Here is an 18,089-nt window from a genome sequence, read left to right as displayed (position 1 = left end):
CCCGGTCAGATTTCGACCTTCGAGCCCAACTCCACCACGCGGTTGGTGGGCAGGTGCAGGAAGTCGGCCGCGCCCGCGGCGTTGCGGTGCATGCTGGCGAACAGCTTTTCGCGCCACAGCGCCATGCCACCGCCGATGGTGGGCATGACGATGTCGCGGCTCAGGAAGTAGCTCGTGTCCATGTCGTCCAGCACGATGCCTTGCTGCTTCAAGAGCTGCAGGGCCTCGGGCACGTCGGGCTCGTTCTTGAAGCCGAAATGCAGGCTCACCTGCCAGCAGTTGTTGCCCAAGGCCTCGACCTGCACGCGGCGGTCGAAGCCGATCCAGGGGACTTCGTGGTGCTTCACGGTGACGAACAGGTTCTGCGCGTGCAGCACCTTGTTGTGCTTCAGGTTGTGCAGCAGGGCGTTGGGCGTCACACCCGCCTCGCTGGACATGAACACCGCCGTGCCTTCCACCCGCGTGGGCGGGCTCACGAACACCGCTTGCAGGAAGCTCTTCAAGTCGATGGCATCCTCGCGCAGCTTGTCGGCCATCAAGCGCCGGCCCTGCTTCCAGGTGAGCATCAAGGTGAAGCACCAGATGCCAATCGCGAGCGGGAACCAACCGCCCGAGGGCACCTTCAGCAGGTTCGAGGCCAGGAACAGGACGTCGATGGCAAAGAAGGCGCCCGTGGCCGCGATGCACAGCGCCAAGGGGTACTTCCAACCGTGGCGGATGACGAAGAAGGTCAGCACGGTGGTGATGGTCATGTCCATCGTCACCGCCACGCCGTAGGCACCGGCCATCTTGCTGCTGGAGCCGAAAAACACCACGGCCACCACCACGAAGGCGTACAGGGCCCAGTTGATGGCCGGCACGTAGATCTGGCCGGTTTCCTTCACCGAGGTGTGCCAGATGCGCATGCGCGGCAGGATGCCCAACTGCATGGCCTGCTTGGCCACCGAGAAGCTCGCGGTGATGAGCGCCTGCGAGGCCACCGTGGCGGCCAGGGTGGCCAGGGCGAACAGGGGCAATTCGGCCCAATTCGGCGCCAGCAAGTAGAAGGGGTTCTTGATGGCCTCGGGCTCGCGCAGCAGCAAGGCGCCCTGCCCGAAGTAGTTCAGCGTCAGGGCGGGCATCACCAACGCGTACCAAGACCAACGAATCGGCCGCTTGCCGAAGTGGCCGAGGTCGGCGTACAGCGCCTCGCCGCCGGTGACCACCAGGACGGCGGCCCCCAGGGCCACGAAGGCCATCCAGCGGTGCTGCAAGCCGAAGTCCAGCGCGTAGGCGGGGTTCAGCGCGCTCAGCACATCGGGGTTGGCGGCGATGTGCGGCACGCCCAGCAAGGCCAGGCACACGAACCACACCAACATGATCGGCCCGAAGGCCTTGCCCACCACCGCCGTGCCCAGGCGCTGGAAGGCGAACAGCGCCGTGAGGATCAGCAGCGTGACGGGCAAGATGAGCCCGTGGTACTCCGGCGCGTACACGTCGATGCCTTCGACCGCGCCCAAAACGGTCATCGCGGGCGTGATCACGGCGTCGCCGAAGAAGATGGCCGTGCCGAACAGACCGAGCAACATCAAGCGGCGGCGCAGCACGGGCTTGTCCCGCACGGCGTTGGTGGCCAGGGCCATCATGGCGATCAGGCCGCCTTCGCCGTTGTTGTCGGCGCGCAGGATCAGCAGCACGTACTTGAACGACACGACGACCGTCATCGTCCAGAACAACAGGGACAGCACGCCCAGCACGTTGTCCCGCGTCACGGCCAAGTGGGCCCCGTGAAAGGTCTCGCGCAGGGCGTACAGCGGGCTGGTGCCGATGTCGCCGAACACGACGCCCAGTGCGACCAGGCTCAATGCCGCCAGGGCGGCGGGCGAGCGGCTGTTGGCCGCCGAGTTGGGAGTGCCCACGAAAGAGGAGCGGCACCTGGGAGAGGTGCCGCCGGAGTTCAGTTGCCGAGATTGTGCGCCGGTTTGGCCCCAATGCTGCAATGCAGCATTGGCATCGCGGGACACCCGCTCAAGGTTTCCAGCGGGGCAGGGCCTTCCAATAAGCCCGCAGGGCGGCCTCGCGACCCGGGTGCAACTTGGGGCTGGCGGCCATGTAGCCGTCGAAGGTGGCGGCCGGCTTGGGCAGGGCCAGCAAGTCCAGTTCTTTCATCAGGGTGCCCTGTTGCTCGACGTCGGCCTGCAAGAGCAGCACCGCGTCGTGCCGCTTGGCCTGGAGCTTCCGGAGCGCTTGGGCCGCGTCGAAGGCACTGTCGTCCACGGCCAGGCCCAGGCGCTCGGCCGCTTCGCGGGCCATGCGCAGCCCGGCCCGCGTGCCCAGCGCGGGGGGCTGGCCGAAGCGCTTGCCGTCCCAAACGACCGGATCGGCGCGCCGCACCACGACAACCACGAGTTCCTGCGCGATGCGCAGCGCCCGGTCGGGTTGGCCCTGCGCCGTGCGCGGGAAGCGGTACTCGGCCAGGCTTTGCGGGGTGGCCGCCAGGTAGACCAGGTCCATGTCACCGTCGCGCACCATGCGGTGGCAGCGGCGGATAGGCAGGTAGGCGATCTCGACCCGCACGCCCACCGCGGCCCCGGCCTCGACCAAGCGCCGCTCGGCCAAACCGGGGTGGGCCAGGTCCAAGGTGATGTACGGCGGGTAGGCCATGTCGGCCACGCAGACCCGCAGGGCCCCCAGGTCGGGCGCGGTCGGCGCCGCCCGAAGGCCCGCGCCCGCCACCAGGGCACCCAGCACCAGGATCCTGCGGGCCCAGGCGCCCATCAGGCCGGCACGCCTTCGCGCTCTTCGGCGTTGGGGTCGGTGCGCTCCAGTTCGTAGCTGGCGGCCAGCATCGCGAGGCGGGCCACCACCCCGTACATGTAGAAGCGGTTGGGCGCGCTGGCCCCCGGTTTCTGGCCCGGGCGGGCCAAGCTGGCCGGTTCGGCGAAGGCCAGGGGCACGAAGCTGGCACCGGGGGCGTTGAGGTTCTCGTCGATGCCGCGGTCGGCGTGAACGCGGTAGAAGCCGCCCACCACGTAGCGGTCGACCATGTAGACCACCGGCTCGGCCACTCCGCCGTTGACGCGCTCGTAGGTCGGCACACCCTCTTGGATGATGACCTCGTTGACCTGCTGACCGTCCTTGACCACCGACATCTTGTTCTTCGTGCGGCGGTTCAGCGCGTCCAGTTCCTTGGCGTCGCGCACGGTCATGATGCCCATGCCGTAAGTGCCGTTGTCGGCCTTGACAATGACGAAGGGCTTCTCGTTGATGCCGTAGTCCTTGTACTTGCGGCGGATCTTGGTCAGCAAGGCATCGGCATGGCTCTGCACGCATTCGATGCCCGTGCCCTCGGCGAAGTCGACGCTGCCGCACTGCTCGTACATCGGGTTCAGCAGCCAGGGGTCCATGCCCAGCAGCTTGGCGAACTTCTTGGCCACTTCTTCGTAGGCCGCGAAGTGCTGGCTCTTGCGGCGCACCGCCCAGCCGGCGTGCAGCGGCGGCAGCAGGTACTGCTGCTCCAGGTTTTTCAGGATGTTGGGAATGCCGCCCGACAGGTCGTTGTTCAGCAGGATGGTGCAGGGGTCGAAGTCCTTGAGCATCAGCCGGCCGGACTTGCGAATCAGCGGCTCCACCACCAGGGTGCTGCCGTCGGCCAGGGTGAGGGGCGTGGGCGCGGTGATGGTCTCGTCCAGCGTGCCCAGGCGCACGTTCAAGCCGGCCTGGTGAAAGATCCGCACCAGGGTGGCCACGTTGGCCAGGTAGAAGGTGTTGCGGGTGTGCTTTTCCGGGATCAGGAGCAGGTTCTTGGCCTCGGGGCAGATCTTTTCGATCGCCGCCATGGCCGCCTGCACTGCCAAGGGCAGCATGGCGTCGGTGAGGTTGTTGAAGCCGCCTGGGTAGAGGTTGGTGTCCACCGGAGCCAACTTGAAACCGGCGTTGCGCACGTCCACCGAGGTGTAGAAGGGCGGCGTGTGCTCCATCCACTCGAGCCGGAACCAGCGCTCGATGGCCGGCATGGACTCCAGGATGCGCTGCTCCAGCTCGTTGATGGGGCCCGTCAGGGCGGTGATCAGGTGGGGGACCATGGGGCGGCGCTTTCTCGGGGGCTTAGGGCCATTCTAGGAACGGGGCAAGTGGGGTCGATGCCACGAACTGCAAGCTGACTATGCTTCGCCCGTGAAACCCAAGATCCTCATCGTGGACGACCAGGCCGACATCCGGCGCCTAGTGCGCTTTGCCCTGGAAGACGCAGGGTTCGCCTTGTTCGAGGCCCCCAACGGCCAGTTGGCCTTGCAGCTGGCGCGGGCGCTGCGGCCCGACCTCATCGTGCTGGACCAGGTGATGCCGGGGGACGTGGACGGCTTGGACGTGCTCCAGGCCCTGCAGGCCGAGTCCGGCCTGAGCGGCACCTTGACGCTGATGTTGACCAGCCGCCAGGAGCCGCGCGACAAGCAGACTGCGCTGGCCGCCGGTGCCAACTACTTCTTGACCAAGCCGTTCTCGCCGGCCCGGCTGCTGGAAGTGGTGATGGTGATGCTCAAGTCCCGCGACACGGCGCCGCACTGAGCGCAGCGCCCAAGAAAAAGGCCGCCCCGAGGGGCGGCCTTGTGCCGAATGGCGCGACTTACTTCGAATAAGCGGTCTCGCCGTGGCTGGCGATGTCCAGGCCCTCGCGCTCTTCTTCCTCGGTGACGCGCAGGCCGATGGTCCAGTCGACCAGCTTGAAAGCCACCACCGACACCACCGCACTCCACACGATCGTGATGAGCACGCCCTTGGCTTGCGCCCAGACTTGCGTGGCGATCGAGAAGGCATCGGGGGCGATCATCGTGGCCGTCACCCAGTCGCCCATGGCGCTGGGACCACCCAGGCTGGGGCTGGCGAACACGCCGGTCAGCAGGGCGCCCAAGATGCCGCCCACGCCGTGGACACCGAACACGTCCAGCGAGTCGTCGGCTTTCAGCAGCTTCTTCAGGCCGGTCACGCCCCACAGGCAGGCGAAGCCGGCGATCAGGCCGATGGCCAAAGCTCCGCCCACGCCCACGTTGCCAGCGGCCGGGGTGATGGCCACCAAGCCTGCCACGGCACCAGAGGCGGCACCCAGCATCGAGGCCTTGCCACGGTGCAGGGCTTCACCCAGGCACCAGGCCAACACGGCGGCGGCGGTCGCCACGAAGGTGTTGATGAAGGCCAGGGCGGCGAAGCCGTTGGCTTCCAGGGCCGAACCCGCGTTGAAGCCGAACCAGCCCACCCACAGCAGGGCCGCGCCGGTCATGGTCAACGGCAGGCTGTGCGGGGTGAAGGCTTCCTTGCCATAGCCCACGCGCTTGCCCACCATGTAGGCACCCACCAAGCCCGCCACGGCGGCGTTGATGTGCACCACGGTGCCGCCGGCGAAGTCCAGGGCGCCGTGCTGCCAGATGTAGCCGGCCTTGGCGTTCATGGCGTCGGCCACAGCAGCGCTGCTGTAGGCGTCCGGGCCCATCCAGAACCAGACCATGTGGGCGATGGGCAGGTAGCTGAAGGTGAACCAGATCGCGCAGAAGGCCAGCACCGCGCTGAACTTGATGCGCTCGGCAAACGCGCCCACGATCAGGCAGCAGGTGATGCCGGCGAACGTGGCCTGGAAGGCGGCGAACACGATCTCGGGGATGTAGACGCCCTTGCTGAAGGTCGCGGCCGGCGCGAAGGTGCCGGCGACGTTGTCCCAAACGCCCTTGAGCATCACCCGGTCAAAGCCGCCGATGAAGGCATTGCCCTCGGTGAACGCCAGGCTGTAGCCGTACAAGGTCCACAGCACGACGATCAGCGAGAAGGTGACCATGACTTGCATCAGCACGCTGAGCATGTTCTTGGCGCGCACCAAGCCACCGTAGAACAGGGCCAGGCCGGGCACCGTCATCAAGATGACCAGGAGGGTGGCCACCATCATCCAGGCGGTATCGCCCTTGTCGATCTTGGGGGCCGGGGCGGCGGCCGAAGCGGCTTCAGCCGGTGCGGCGGCCGCCGCCGAAGCGGCGTCGGCCGCAGGCGCGGCCACGGCGGCCACGGCAGAGGCGGCGTCCGCGGCACTGGCCGCGGCATCCTGGGCCCAGGCCGGTGCCAGCAAGCTGACCCCCAGCGCCAAGGCGGCGAGTAGTTTTTTCATGAAGATTCTCCGTTCGGGGGTGGCGGCTTACAGGGCGGATTCGCCGGTCTCGCCGGTGCGAATGCGAACGACCTGCTCGAGCGACTGGACGAACACCTTGCCGTCGCCGATCTTTCCGGTGCGCGCGGCCTTCTCGATGGCCTCGACGACCTGGTCGACGACGCCATCGGCCACGGCCGCTTCGATCTTGACCTTGGGCAGGAAGTCGACGACGTACTCGGCGCCGCGGTACAGCTCGGTGTGGCCCTTTTGGCGGCCGAAGCCCTTGACTTCGGTGACCGTGAGGCCCTGGATGCCGATGGCCGAGAGGGCTTCGCGCACCTCGTCCAACTTGAACGGCTTGATGACGGCCGTGATGAGTTTCATGGGGGTCTCCTTAGAACGTGTACTTGGCGCCCAGCACGACGGCGCGCTTGCCCAGGTCCTTGTTGCCCACCGGGCTGATGTAGACGCCGGTTTTGGCGTCCACCACGCCCAGGCTCAGGGTCAAGGCATCGATGGTTTTGTTCAACGTCAGCGAGTAGTCGGTGTAAGAAGCGGCGCTGAGGTTCTTGACGGTTTGGTGGCCGACGTGCGGGGTGAGCGAGTAGCCGCTGCCCAGGTCGAACGTGGCGCTCAGGTCGTAGTACATCGACCCCTTGCTGTCGGCAAAGCCGAACAGGTTGGTGAAGCTGCGCGAAATCTTCAGGGTGGCCGGGCCATAGCTCAGGGCGCCATAGCCTTCCAAGGTGTTGGCGCTGGGGTTCAGCTTGTTGCTGGGGTACACGTACTGCAGCACGCCCACGTCCAGGGTCAGGCCGCTGGCGATCTCGGTCTTGTAGCCGCCGTACAGGTCGATTTCGGCGTTGGCGTCACCGCCGCCGTCCTTGACCCACTTGATGGTGGAGCCCCAAGCACCGACGTAGAAGCCGCTGTCGGCCGCGAAGTCCGCACCGCCTTGCAATGCCGGCTTCAGGCGGGTCTGCGAGATGCCGCGGTAGCGGTAGTCGGTGGTCACGCCGGCGTTGAAGCTCAGCGAATCGGCGGCCTGGGCCGGCAGGGCCGTGACGGCGGCGGCAGCGGCCACCAAGGTCAGGGCGAGGCGATTCAGGGTCTGGGCTCGGGTCATGGGTTCTCCAATCGGGGGGTCGTGTGAATGAGGGAAGCAGGCTCACCCCCAAGTTGCAGCTTCTGTGCCAGCCCCAAACGCGGGCATCCAACGCCATTTGCACCAAAACAGGGACGACGGCGCACCGCTCGCCGCCTGCGGCGGGGGCGCGCACCAGAAGCGTGCAGGGACCCAAGTGCGGGGATGGCCCCCGGCTCCGGCGCCGTCAGAATCGCCGGCCACGAACGACGCATCCATGCGAAGGGGGAGTCGACATGAGCCTGGCGACCTTGCACAGCCGCGCCCTGGTGGGCCTGCAAGCCTTGCCGGTGAGCGTCGAGGTGCACCTGGCCCCCGGGCTGCCCAGCTTCACCTTGGTGGGCCTGGCCGACACCGAGGTGAAGGAAGCGCGAGAGCGCGTTCGCGCCGCGCTGACCAGCGCGGGCCTGCGTTTCCCCCACGACCGGCGCATCACGGTGAACCTGGCGCCGGCCGACCTGCCCAAGGAAGGCGCGCGCTTCGACCTGCCCATCGCGTTGGGCCTGTTGGCCGCCAGCGGCCAAATCGACCCTGCCCCCTTGGCGGCTTGGGAGTGGGCGGGCGAGCTCTCGCTCAGCGGTGCCCTGCGGCCGGTGCGCGGGGCCCTGGCCCATGCCTTGGCCGCGCGCGCGGGCGAGCGCGGCCTGGTGCTGCCCACGGGCAGCGCCGCCGAGGCGGCCTTGGTGCCCGACCTGGCAGTGCGCGAAGCACCCCACCTGCTGGACGTGGTCGCCGCCCTCCAACCCGAGGGGGCGGTGCCCCTGCTGATGCCCGTGCAAGAGGCCTTGCGCGCGCCCCCGGTGTCACCCGACCTCGCCGACGTTCGCGGTCAGGCCGCGGCCAAGCGCGCCCTCGAGATCGCCGCCGCCGGCCAGCACAACCTGCTGCTCGAGGGGCCACCGGGGACTGGGAAGTCCATGTTGGCGGCGCGCCTGGCTGGCCTGCTTCCCCCCTTGAGCCCCGAGGACGCCCTCGAAGCGGCCGCGGTTCGGTCGCTGCAAGCCGGGTTTGACCCCCGGGCCTGGGCGCAAAGGCCGTACCGTGCCCCGCACCACAGTGCCAGCAGCGTCGCGCTGGTGGGCGGCGGCTCACCCCCGCGTCCGGGCGAGATCTCCATGGCCCACCAAGGGGTGTTGTTTCTGGACGAACTGCCCGAATTCCCGCGGCCGGCCCTGGAAGCGCTGCGCGAGCCGCTGGAAACCGGCCGGGTGCAAATCGCGCGGGCCGCGCGCAGCAGCGAGTTCCCGGCGCGCTTCCAACTGATCGCCGCGATGAACCCCTGCCCCTGCGGCCACCTGGGCAACCCCCTTCGCGCCTGCCGCTGCAGCCCGGAGGCTGTGGCGCGCTACCGGGCGCGCTTGTCCGGCCCCTTGCTGGACCGCATCGACCTGGCCGTGGTCGTGCCCGTGCTGGCACCGACCGAATTGGAAGCCGCGAGCGGGGGCGAGCGCAGCGCCGACGTGGCCCGGCGCGTGGCCCAAGCGCGCGACCGGGCCCTTCATCGGCAGGGCGTGCCAAACGCCCAATTGGAAGCCCAAGACCTGACGCGCCACGCCCCTTTGGCGCCAGCGGCACGGGCCTTGTTGCAGCAGGCTGCGACCAAGCTGGCGTGGTCGGGCCGGGCCTACCACCGCGTGTTGCGCGTGGCCCGGACGGTGGCGGACTTGGCCGCCCGCGACGAGCTCGACGCGGCCTCGGTGGCCGAGGCGATCCAACTTCGCCGCCCGCTCGACAACCCCGGCTGAGCGCTAGACCGGCCCTCAATCGGGGCTCAAGGCCCCGTCAACGGGCCATCAATTCGCCCGAACCCGACACCTGGCTTTTCACCTTGGGGCGCCCGGCATAGCGCAAGTCACCACTGCCACTGAGCACGGCTTCCAACTCCTGGCTCACGCCAACCTGCACGTCGCCACTGCCCGACAGCGTGGCCCGCAGCTGCCGACTGCTGAGTGAGCTTGCGCTCACATCACCACTGCCACTCAATTGCAGGTCCAACTGTTCGACGCGGCCCGCCACTGCCAAGTCGCCGCTGCCGCTCAGGGCTGCCGTGAACTCTCGCACCTCGAGCAAGCCGATGTCCAAGTCGCCCGAGCCCGAGAGTTGGACGCGCAAACGCTCCCCTTGGAGCCGGTCCAGGCGCGCGTCGCCCGAGCCTTTGAGCTCCAGCGACTGCAGGTCCTTGAACTCGACGGTGACCCGCACAGGCTGCCGGGTGGAAAAGCTGCTGCCCGGCTTCAAGCCCACCACCAGGGTGTCGCCTTCGACGGCCGTGGTCACCAGCGCCTCCACGTTGTCGTCGGCCCCCACTTTGACGCCGTCGGCCCCGGCTTGGGCGAGTCGAACATCCACCGGACCGTCCACGCGCACCCGGCTGAATGGGGCCACCGCACGGGTGCGTTCGACCCACTGGCCGGACCCCTTGATGCGAGGCCCCCCAGAGCCGTAAACCGAGGTGTGCCCCACGCTCAACGACCACTGCTTGGCTTCATTTTTGATGCGCAAGACCCACTCTTGCTCTTCGGCGCGGACGGCCGAAGCCAGCAAGGCCAGGCTCGACAGCACGACAACGGCGGAACGGCGCATGGGCATGGGAGTTCTCCTGAAAGTGATCTCCATGCTCGCGAATCGCGGCGAATCTGGCGCTTCGCATGCGACCGAACGACGCTTCCGTGGGATGGTCCGCAAAGAAGCCCGACCGGGTGCGCGGGACCTGCCGCCATGCCACCCGAATCAGGGGGGCCGCAGGCCTTGCCCGCCCGGCCAGTTATGAAACACTCGCCAACAACTGTCGGGAGACCCGACTGCGCGGGCGCCCGCCAAGGCGTGCGCGCCCCACGAATCGCTTGGAGTCCCACATGTCTGACACCCCCACCTCCGCCCCCACGGCCGGCGCCAAGCGCCGTGCGCTGCTCAAGGGCGCCAGCGTGGCCGCCGCTAGCGGCGGCGCGCCGCTCGTGGCCATGGCCACCACCGGCGAACGCCTGGTGACCAGCACCGGAGCCGGCGGCGCCTACCCGGTCATCGTGTGCTCCTTGTCGGGTTGGCAGTCGTTCCAGAACGCCCAGCGCACCGGCCAGTACAAGGGTGGCGCGTTCTTGAGCGGTACGCCAGGCACCAAGACCTGCGGCGGGTACAGCCCGGGATGGTGGGGCCAGAACAACCAAGTCAAGGCCAAACGCTGGACAGGCGGCATGGCCACGCTGCCGGACCTGCCCTACACCACGGCCCTGCCGGGCGGCGCGCTTCAGGTCAGTGGTCGCACCGCCACGATGTGGGAAGTGATGAGCATCAGCGGCTTCTCCAGCGCCAACGACCGCCACTGGCTGGGCGCCTGGCTCAATGCGCGCTCCAACGAGGTGCAGTACGAGTACAACGCCAACGACAACTTCCCGTTCACGTCGCAACAGATCACCAGCCTGTACATGGAGGGCAACGCCGACGCGTTGGCCTTCATCAAGGCGTATCTGGAAACGCACCAGCCCGCTTGAAGCTCCTAGACCTTTGTGTCGGTCAAGGCCGGCGCCGAAAGGCGGCCGGCCTTTTCATTGCCCCATGAACCCGACGCGCTACCTTGCCCACCTCGAAGGCCTGACGGTGTTTGCGGCCGACGGCCAGGCGGTGCTCTTTGACGCCCGGGATGGGGGCTTGCACCTGCTGACCGAATTGCCGTGGGCCGTCATGGAGCGAATCTGCACCCAGGCGATGGACACCGAGGCGGTCAAAGCCGCCTTGCGCGCCGAGTACCCCGACGACGATCCCGCCGAGCAGGCGGCGGCCGTGGACCGCGCCCTGAACGAGTTGGTGACCTTGGGCCTGGTCCGGGAGTGGACCCCATGACCTGCCTGGACGAACTGGGGGCCGCTGAACGCCGCCGGCGCCTGCGCGGCGACGGCCTGCTGCTGCGCACCGGCCCCTTTGTCTACCGTCTGCGCACCGACCAGCCCGCCATCGACGACCACTTGGGTGTGCTTTACGGCCGCCACCCTGTGGCCGGCCCTGAGGATTTCGTCGATTTCGACGTGGCCGTCGAGCGCGTGTGGCGACCGAAGGGCGGCTGGCAGTTGGCCTTCAGTTCCAACGGCGAGCGGCCCTTCGCTTTGATGCCCGTGGCCCACGCCAATCCCCTGCTGGAGTGGGCGATGAACTGGTGCGTGGCCAGCCAGGTCAAGCACCACGTGCTCATCCACGCCGCCGTGCTGGAGCGCGGAGGGCGCGCCCTGGTCATGCCTGCGCCGCCGGGCTCGGGCAAGAGCACCCTGTGCGCCGCCCTGATGCTCAGCGGCTGGCGCCTGCTCACCGACGAGTTGGCCCTGCTGACGATGGAGCCCGAGCCCCGCCTGCTGCCCTTGGGCCGGGGCGTGAGCCTGAAAAACAGGTCGATCGACCTCATCCGAGGCTTCAGCCCTCGTGCTGTGTTCACCCAAGTCACGCACGACACGGTCAAAGGCAGCATCGCCCACCTGCAGCCCCTGCCCGAGCACGTGGCCCGGCTGGACGAGCCGGCCACGCCAGCATGGGTGGTGTTTCCGCAGTTCGCGGCCGAGGCCAGCACCGTGATCACCCCCCTGCCCCGCCCCGCCACCTTGCTGGACCTGATGGGCCAGAGCTTCAACGCCGAGCAACTGGGCTTGCCCGCGTTCCAGGCCTTGACCGCCATGCTCGCGCGCAGCACCTGCCACCACGCCCGCTACGGGTCGCTGGCGGCCGCGCTGCAAGCCATTGCCTCGATCACCCAAGAGGAGTTCGGCCTTGCGTGATCCCCTGCTCGATGTGCTGCGGCGTCCCCAAACCACTGCGCCGACCACGCCCCGTGCCTGGTCGGACCGCATCGCGGAGGCGCGAAGCTCGGGCCTGTTGCCCGCTTTGGCCGCGGTATCCGGGGCATTGCCAGCGCCGCCGCAGGCCCAGGCCCACTTGCAAGCCCAACTGCACTTGCAAACGCTGCGCCTGCAGCACATGCAGCGCGAGATTGGCCATTTGGCGGCCGCGATCGAGCCGCTGGACGTGCCCTGGGTGCTGCTCAAGGGCGCGGCCTACGTGGCCTTGAACCTGCCCTTCGCCGCCCATCGGCAGTTCGGCGACTTGGACTTGCTGGTCCGTCGCTCGGACCTGGCCTGGGTCGAAGGCGCGCTGATGGCCGCGGGCTGGATCGGCGACCTCCGCGGCGATGCGCACGACGAGCGCTTCTACCGCGAGTGGTCCCACGAAGTCCCCCCCGTGACCCACGTGCGCCGCGGCAGCACCGTGGACCTGCACCACGCAATCTCCCCACCCCTCGGGCGCTACCCGGTGGACACCGAGGTCCTGCTCGCTGCCGCCCCGGTGGTGCCGGGCTACCGCCAGCTGCGCACGCTGCAGTCGGAGGACATGGTGCTGCACAGCGCGCTGCACAGCGTGCTCAGTGGCGAGTTCGACCGCGCCCTGCGGGACCTGCTCGACATCGACGCCCTGATCCAACAAGGCCTGCGCCAGGACCCGACCTTCGAGACCCGACTGACCGAGCGTGCCCGCGAACTCGGCGTGGACGATGTGCTGCTGCAGGTCCAATGGGAGCGCCAATCGCGCCTCGGGGCCGCACCCACGGCGTGGCCGCGCCTGACCACCTGGCGCATGGTGTCGGCCCGCCTGCTGCGGCCCTTGTTCCGCGCGGCGGGAGGCAGTTGGCACCCTCGACGCGACAGTGGGCCCCGGCGCGGGGCCCAGACCCTGCTGTACTTGCGCGCGCACACCTTGCGGCTGCCCCTTCGCCTGCTGGTGCCGCACCTGCTGAACAAACTGCGTCGGCGCTGGCGCGACCACCACGCCCCCACCACGGCCCGACTCGAGGGCTAAGCTCGGGCCATGTCGCAAGCCCCTCGCCCCAAGCCCTTCTCGATGATCCGCGAGTTCCACCTCGCCGACTGGTTCACCCTGGGCAATGCGTTCTGCGGAGTGGCCGGCCTGTTCGCGGCCATGTCCTACCTCCAAACGCAGGAGGTTCGCCACCTGCTCAGCGCCTGCGCGCTGGTGCCCGCCGCCCTCGTGTTCGATGTGCTGGACGGACGCATCGCCCGCTGGCGCCAAGCGAGCAGCGCCATGGGCCGCGAGTTGGATTCCTTGGCCGACGTGATCAGCTTCGGCGTGCTGCCCGCGGCCATTGCCTATGCCGCGGGGATGCAGGGCGGCTGGGATCGCGCGGTGTTGGTCTTCTTCGTCGCCTGTGGCGTGTCGCGCTTGGCCCGCTACAACATCACGGCCGAAAAGCTCAGCGAGGGCTCGGACAAGGTGGCCTACTTCGAAGGCACGCCCATCCCCACCTCCACGCTGTTGGTGGGCCTGCTCGCCGCAGCAGCCCACAGCGGCGCCATTGGGGAACACTTGTGGGGTGGCGCGATGGAATGGCTGGGCTGGACCCTGCACCCGCTGTCGCTGCTGTTCTTCCTCAGCGGCTCGCTGATGGTCAGCCGCATTCGCATCCCCAAACTTTGAGCGGGCGTTAGCGCAGGCCCAAATCCAGGACGACGCCAGCAAAAGCCGCGGCGCCGATCCAGTGGTTCAGGCGAAAAGCCCGGAAACAGCCTTCTCGCGAGCGGTCGGCGATCAGCTTCACATGCCACACCGCTTGGCCCGCGGCCACGGCCATGCCGAGCAAGAAGCCCCGACCGAGCCCCAACTGAAGGCCGGCCCAGGTCCAGCCGACCAAGAAGAGCCCGTAGAACAAGGCCACGGCCGCCACGTCGAAGCGCCCCAAGGTGATGGCACTGGTTCGGATGCCGATCTTCAAGTCGTCGTCGCGGTCCACCATCGCGTACTCGGTGTCGTAGGCCAGCACCCAACTCAGGTTGGCCAGCACCATGAGCCACGCTTGCCAAGGCACCGCGTCGGGAACGGCCCCCCATCGCCATTCCGCACTGCCCTGCACGGCAGTAAACGCCATGGGGATGCCAAAGCTAAAGGCCACGCCCAACACCGCTTGGGGCATCGACACCCACCGCTTGGCAAAGGGGTAGGCCACGGCCACCGCCAGGGCGGCAACGCTCATCCAGAGGGTCGGTGGGTTGGTCGTCAGCACCAATAAAAAAGCCAGAAAGGCCAAGGCCGACCCGACCAGCAAGGCCTCCCGCACGCCCACGCGGCCGCTGGTCACGGGGCGTTGGGCCGTGCGTTTGACGTGGCGGTCGAAGTCGCGGTCGGCCACGTCGTTGACGCAACAGCCCGCCGAGCGCATCAGGACGGTGCCCGCCACGAAAACCCCGAGCAGGTGCCACCCCGGAAATCCGTCAGCCGCCAACCACAGGGCACTGAGCGTGGGCCACAGCAGCAACAGCCACCCCGCTGGGCGGTCCCACCGGATCAGGTCGAGGTACAGCGGCAGGCGCTCGGTCAATCGGGGCGTGGCGGACATGAGCGCATTGTGCTCAGGCCAAGCTCAGGACCACGTCCACCAGCCCAGCGCGCGGGTGCCTGGCCTGCAATCGCAAGCGCTGACCGACTGGCGCTTGGATCAACCACTGGACCTGGGCGCGATCGCCCGTGATGGCCTTGGTCGGCAAAAAGGCTTGGGGGCTCGTCTTGGCCGCATGCCCGGCCAATTGCCCCCCCTGCACGCGGCGGTGCTGTCCCGGCGCGAGTTGCAGGGGCGCGTTCGGATCGTCGGCATCGGCAATTTCGAACACCAGGCCCCGCACCACCTGCCGCTTCTCGGCCTGCAGCGTGACGGTGCTGGGCAGGTAGCCGCTGTTGGCCACGGCCATGCGCACCCGCCAACTCTCGGGCCCCAGACGCTCGACCTCGGTCTGCAAGAGCACCAGCTTGGGCAGGCTCAAGGCGATCTGGTTCATCCACCCCGGGAAGCGTTCGACTTCCTTCTCGCGGTAGGCCGGTGGCGGATTGCGCCAAAAGTTCATCAGGTCCCAGCCTCCAATCTCCACCGCGCCCAACTGGGGGTGTTGGAAGGGACGCCACTGCACAAAGGCCGAATCCGGGCCCAGGCTGTCGGCCCAGGCCAGCAGCTTGCGGTCGTCGTCAGCCGGGTGCTCGCGGTACCAGTCGGTCCAGTGGTAGCCACTGATCCCGGCCTCGCGATTGGGGCTCCACAGTTCCACCACCCAGAACAAGGCGCCCAGGTGTTCGTACACCCAACTTTGGGTTCCCGAAATCGTTTCCTTCGGGTGGTAGCGGAAGTCGTGCCAACTGCTGACGGCGGGGAATCCCGTGTGCTTCGTGCCCAGCGCGCTCAAGCGCTTGATTTGCCACAGGTCTTCGGGGAAGAGGTCGTCGTCGCTGCGCGCGGTGCTGGGCCGCAAGATGACGCCGCTGTGCGTGTGATAGCTGAGCGCCGCGCCGATGTTGGGGTGCTTCACGATGAAGTCGACCATCGCCCGCACCTCGGGCTCGCTCGTCGGGTAGGGCCCCGCGCCCACCTGTTCGAACTCCTGCCGCCATTCGGACGGGAAATTGCGGTTCAGGTCCAGGCCTTCGGGGTCCGGGTTCACGGCGATCTGCACGCCATCGAAGCCGGCAATCAAGCCTTCGGGCATCACCCGGTAGTAGGTGCCGCCAAACTCACCCGGCTCGCGCGCCACCATCAAACGAGGGTCCTGGGCGTCGGCCTTCCAGCCGCCGTGCGGGTCGACCACCCGCATGCTCAAAATGCGTCCATCGCCGTCGATGTCCTCCGGCGTGAGGCCGGACACCGGCGCCTCGTCGTAGGGATAGCGGCGCGTGCTGCTGCGGATGTGCCGCGGCCGGTCTGACAAGGCCAGTTCAGCCCCGTCGGGGTTCAGGCGCGGCACGAGGTAGACCGTGCGGGTGTCCAACAAGTGCGTGACGGCCTCGTCTTGTCCGTAGGTCGACAGCAATCGGTGCAGGTAGTACAGCACCGCTGTGGACGCCAGCAGTTCGGCGGCGTGGATGTTGCCGTCCACCCAGAGGGCAGGCTTGTCTTCGTGGTTCCCGGTGGCTCGGTTGGTGAGCACCAGCAGCACGATGTCCCGGCCTTCAAAGCTTTGGCCGATGACCTGGCGCTCCACCAGGTCGGGCCGGGCGTCCGCGTAAGCGGCCAGCAGGCTCAAGAGTTCGTCGTGCTTGTAGAAGCGGGCAAAGTCGGGGATGGGCAGTGAGGGCATGCCCCCATTGTTCGAGCCCCCAGCGGCAGCGCTGCCCCGTATCATCCCGGCCCCACTATTTACGCTGAACAGCGGAGCTCGCCATGGCATCGGTCAACAAAGTCATCGTTCTTGGAAACCTGGGGCGCGACCCCGAACTGCGCTACACGCCCAGCGGCGCGGCGGTTTGCAACGTCAGCATCGCCACCACCCGCAACTGGAAGTCGAAAGACAGCGGCGAACGCCAAGAAGAAACCGAATGGCACCGCGTGGTGTTCTACGACCGTCTGGCCGAAATCGCTGGCGAGTACCTCAAAAAGGGGCGCCCGGTCTACGTCGAAGGTCGCTTGAAGACCCGCAAGTGGCAGGACAAGGACGGCAAGGACAACTACACCACCGAAATCATCGCCGAGCAGATGCAACTGCTGGGCGGCCGTGACGAGGGCGGCTCGGGCGGTGGCGGTTACAACCGAGGCCACGACGACGACCACGGCGGCGCCCCCGCCCCGCGCCCGCAGCGGCCCCAGGCAGCCCCGCGTCAGGCCCCGGCCCCCAAGCCGGCCAGCAGCTTCGACGACATGGACGACGACATCCCGTTCTGAACGGCGTCGCTTGACCGCACCCCGCCGGGGCCCCCCAGGGGCCCCTTTTTCTTGGTGCAAACGGCGCTCCTTCGCCCCGTCGACCTTGTCGGAAGGCTTTACAGCCCCTCAGCCCGCCTGGCGATCGTCGCCAGCAAACGATCTGTAACTCATTGATTGCATTTCGTTTTTCGGCGCGAATTGGATCCTGGCACAGGCATTGCTAACCACTGGTCACCTAACCCAATTTGTCGGAGGACGACGATGAACAAACTTCTGAAGCTGACGGCTGCCGCTGGCGTGGCCCTCGCGCTGAGCACCTCGGCCTCGGCGGCCATGGTCACGCAGTGGTCCTACACCTTGACCTCGAAGTGGTCTGCGGCCAAGAACACTGACAACGCCAACACGAGCGGAGTCGGTACGCAACTGCTGAGCTGGGGCACGCCCGCCACGACCGCCGGCATTTCCTCGCTGAGTCTGACCGACCCCGCGGCTGGCACGGTGGCCACGAACACTGGCATCGGTAATGGCGTGACTGTCACGCACAACAACTTCCCGATCTTCGGTGCGACGTTGGCATCCGCCACGCTGCAAGCCCAGTTGGTGCTGACGCCCACCCTGCCGGTGCCGGGCCCGACCTTCCCGCCCAGCCTGCAGAACATCGACATCAAGTTTGTCGAAACGCCGAACGTGGAAACCTGCGCGGTTGCCAGCAGCACCCCGTGCCGTGACATCTTCGTGCTGGACAACCCGTCGCAAGCGTCTGGCGCCCAGCAGTTCACCTACGACGGCATCACGTACGCCATCACGGTGTTCCCGCTGAGCCTGGGTTCGTTCCAAACCCTGCCGCCGGCCGCCTGCGCCGCCGCGGGCAAAGCTGCCGGTTGCGTCGGTTTCACGACCGAAGAAAACCAGGCCACGGTCGTGCCGTTCGGCTTCCGCATCTCCACGGTGTCGGAACCTGGCGTGCTGGCCCTGGTGGGCTTCGGTCTGGCCGGTTTGGGCTTTGCCGCCCGCCGTCGCAAGGCCGCCTAAGCGAAGGCGTCGCCTTCTCTCCTACCAACAGGGTGCTTCGGCACCCTGTTGTGTTTTCTGGGATCCCCGCGGTACGAGTTCACAGCCATCGCCCTGCGCGGGACTGCACGACGAAACTCGGACCCCTCAGCCTG

The 18,089-nt window shown here is 67.8% G+C and carries 18 protein-coding genes; 9 read left to right on the top strand and 9 right to left on the bottom strand.

The genetic code is table 11. The features are described from left to right. Positions 1-5: 5 nt before the first annotated feature. From EOD73_RS08375 to gshA, 3 genes are all read right to left on the bottom strand, one after another. The gene (locus EOD73_RS08375; RefSeq protein WP_127682550.1) at positions 6-1,898 is read right to left on the bottom strand and encodes a potassium transporter Kup; all 1,893 of its coding nucleotides are present in this window, start codon (positions 1,896-1,898) and stop codon (positions 6-8) included. Positions 1,899-2,007: 109 nt separating this feature from the next. After that, positions 2,008-2,757, bottom strand: a complete 750-nt coding sequence (locus EOD73_RS08370) for a transporter substrate-binding domain-containing protein (RefSeq protein ID WP_127682549.1) — start codon at positions 2,755-2,757, stop codon at positions 2,008-2,010. After that, positions 2,757-4,064, bottom strand: coding sequence for a glutamate--cysteine ligase (gene gshA, locus EOD73_RS08365; protein ID WP_127682548.1), 1,308 nt, complete (start codon positions 4,062-4,064; stop codon positions 2,757-2,759). Before gshA ends, EOD73_RS08370 begins: the two co-directional genes overlap by 1 nt. A gap of 91 nt (positions 4,065-4,155) precedes the next feature. On the opposite strand from gshA, the gene EOD73_RS08360 reads away from it, so the two are divergent. Next, positions 4,156-4,545 (top strand): response regulator transcription factor, encoded by a 390-nt coding sequence (locus EOD73_RS08360; protein ID WP_164846002.1) that lies wholly within the window; start codon positions 4,156-4,158, stop codon positions 4,543-4,545. Between the two features lie 58 nt (positions 4,546-4,603). Here the strand turns inward: EOD73_RS08360 and amt are convergent, their stop codons facing one another. The 3 genes from amt to EOD73_RS08345 are packed head-to-tail and all read right to left on the bottom strand — an operon-like array spanning position 4,604 to position 7,235. Continuing rightward, positions 4,604-6,127 (bottom strand): ammonium transporter, encoded by a 1,524-nt coding sequence (gene amt / locus EOD73_RS08355; RefSeq protein WP_127682546.1) that lies wholly within the window; start codon positions 6,125-6,127, stop codon positions 4,604-4,606. A gap of 27 nt (positions 6,128-6,154) precedes the next feature. Continuing rightward, entirely contained in the window at positions 6,155-6,493 is a 339-nt protein-coding gene (glnK, locus tag EOD73_RS08350; RefSeq protein ID WP_127682545.1) for a P-II family nitrogen regulator, read from the bottom strand. 10 nt (positions 6,494-6,503) lie between these two features. Beyond that, positions 6,504-7,235: a TorF family putative porin gene (locus EOD73_RS08345; RefSeq protein WP_127682544.1), complete on the bottom strand. Its 732-nt coding sequence runs from the start codon at positions 7,233-7,235 to the stop codon at positions 6,504-6,506. Positions 7,236-7,489: 254 nt separating this feature from the next. On the opposite strand from EOD73_RS08345, the gene EOD73_RS08340 reads away from it, so the two are divergent. Beyond that, a complete protein-coding gene (locus EOD73_RS08340; protein WP_127682543.1) occupies positions 7,490-8,998 on the top strand; it encodes a YifB family Mg chelatase-like AAA ATPase in 1,509 nt (502 codons plus the stop codon). A gap of 37 nt (positions 8,999-9,035) precedes the next feature. On the opposite strand, the gene EOD73_RS08335 is transcribed toward EOD73_RS08340, so the two are convergent. Beyond that, the gene (locus EOD73_RS08335; RefSeq protein WP_164846001.1) at positions 9,036-9,842 is read right to left on the bottom strand and encodes a head GIN domain-containing protein; all 807 of its coding nucleotides are present in this window, start codon (positions 9,840-9,842) and stop codon (positions 9,036-9,038) included. 266 nt (positions 9,843-10,108) lie between these two features. Between EOD73_RS08335 and EOD73_RS17545 the strand changes: the two genes are divergently transcribed. The 5 genes from EOD73_RS17545 (at position 10,109) to pssA (ending at position 13,721) form a co-directional block, all read left to right on the top strand. Next, positions 10,109-10,741 (top strand): hypothetical protein, encoded by a 633-nt coding sequence (locus EOD73_RS17545; RefSeq protein WP_164846000.1) that lies wholly within the window; start codon positions 10,109-10,111, stop codon positions 10,739-10,741. Positions 10,742-10,805: 64 nt separating this feature from the next. After that, positions 10,806-11,090 (top strand): HPr-rel-A system PqqD family peptide chaperone, encoded by a 285-nt coding sequence (locus tag EOD73_RS17540; protein ID WP_164845999.1) that lies wholly within the window; start codon positions 10,806-10,808, stop codon positions 11,088-11,090. Then, entirely contained in the window at positions 11,087-12,010 is a 924-nt protein-coding gene (locus tag EOD73_RS08325; protein ID WP_127682540.1) for an HprK-related kinase A, read from the top strand. The genes EOD73_RS17540 and EOD73_RS08325 overlap by 4 nt, the downstream gene beginning before the upstream one ends. Beyond that, positions 12,003-13,085 (top strand): nucleotidyltransferase domain-containing protein, encoded by a 1,083-nt coding sequence (locus EOD73_RS08320; protein ID WP_164845998.1) that lies wholly within the window; start codon positions 12,003-12,005, stop codon positions 13,083-13,085. Before EOD73_RS08325 ends, EOD73_RS08320 begins: the two co-directional genes overlap by 8 nt. Before the next feature lie 9 nt (positions 13,086-13,094). Further along, positions 13,095-13,721: a CDP-diacylglycerol--serine O-phosphatidyltransferase gene (pssA, locus tag EOD73_RS08315; protein WP_164845997.1), complete on the top strand. Its 627-nt coding sequence runs from the start codon at positions 13,095-13,097 to the stop codon at positions 13,719-13,721. 7 nt (positions 13,722-13,728) lie between these two features. Here pssA and ubiA read toward each other — a convergent pair whose 3' ends face one another. Together ubiA and EOD73_RS08305 are read right to left on the bottom strand one after the other, a co-directional pair. Next, positions 13,729-14,637 (bottom strand): 4-hydroxybenzoate octaprenyltransferase, encoded by a 909-nt coding sequence (gene ubiA / locus EOD73_RS08310; RefSeq protein ID WP_127682538.1) that lies wholly within the window; start codon positions 14,635-14,637, stop codon positions 13,729-13,731. Positions 14,638-14,650: 13 nt separating this feature from the next. Continuing rightward, positions 14,651-16,360: a M14 family metallopeptidase gene (locus EOD73_RS08305; protein ID WP_127682537.1), complete on the bottom strand. Its 1,710-nt coding sequence runs from the start codon at positions 16,358-16,360 to the stop codon at positions 14,651-14,653. Positions 16,361-16,443: 83 nt separating this feature from the next. Here EOD73_RS08305 and ssb point away from each other — a divergent pair, with 83 nt between their 5' ends. Both ssb and EOD73_RS08295 read left to right on the top strand, forming a co-directional pair. Continuing rightward, positions 16,444-16,941, top strand: a complete 498-nt coding sequence (gene ssb / locus EOD73_RS08300; RefSeq protein WP_127682536.1) for a single-stranded DNA-binding protein — start codon at positions 16,444-16,446, stop codon at positions 16,939-16,941. Positions 16,942-17,184: 243 nt separating this feature from the next. Then, positions 17,185-17,955, top strand: a complete 771-nt coding sequence (locus EOD73_RS08295) for a THxN family PEP-CTERM protein (RefSeq protein ID WP_127682535.1) — start codon at positions 17,185-17,187, stop codon at positions 17,953-17,955. The last annotated feature ends 134 nt before the right edge of the window (positions 17,956-18,089 follow it).

The organism is Inhella crocodyli, from assembly GCF_004004565.1.
GTDB classification, from domain to species: domain Bacteria; phylum Pseudomonadota; class Gammaproteobacteria; order Burkholderiales; family Burkholderiaceae_C; genus Inhella; species Inhella crocodyli.
This window is presented reverse-complemented; position numbering and strand designations above follow the sequence as displayed.